Origin of the sequence: uncultured Kocuria sp., from assembly GCF_947500125.1 — a bacterium.
Taxonomy (GTDB): Bacteria; Actinomycetota; Actinomycetes; order Actinomycetales; family Micrococcaceae; genus Kocuria.
The window spans coordinates 1-284 of record NZ_CANMRA010000101.1; the positions used below are offsets into that span (position 1 = coordinate 1).

The window sequence follows — 284 nt, forward strand, 5'->3', positions numbered from 1 at the left end:
CGGTCGGTGGCGGTGTCCCAGGAGTGCAGCATCAGCGCGGCGGTTTCGGCGGTGGCCTCCACATCGGCCCGGTCCACGGTGTCCGGGTCGGGGAAAGAACCTTGCCCGGGGGTGTGCTCGGTGGTGGAGGGAGTAGCCGTGGCGGGGGTGGTGGTCTGCTCGCTGGCCTGTTGCGCTGCATCGGGCCCGCAGGCGGTCAAGGGTAGGAGGCACAGGGCCAGGGCGGTGATCAGGCGGTGTCGGGTCATTTCGGCCATGCTCCTTTCTGTTTGAGGATGGGCTCG

Annotated in this window: 1 pseudogene; it reads right to left on the bottom strand. The window is 69.0% G+C overall.

Annotated features, from left to right (window positions below):
- Nucleotides 1-248 (bottom strand): annotated as a pseudogene (locus tag Q0817_RS20025) (hypothetical protein); the annotation flags it as partial.
- Nucleotides 249-284: the final 36 nt, after the last annotated feature.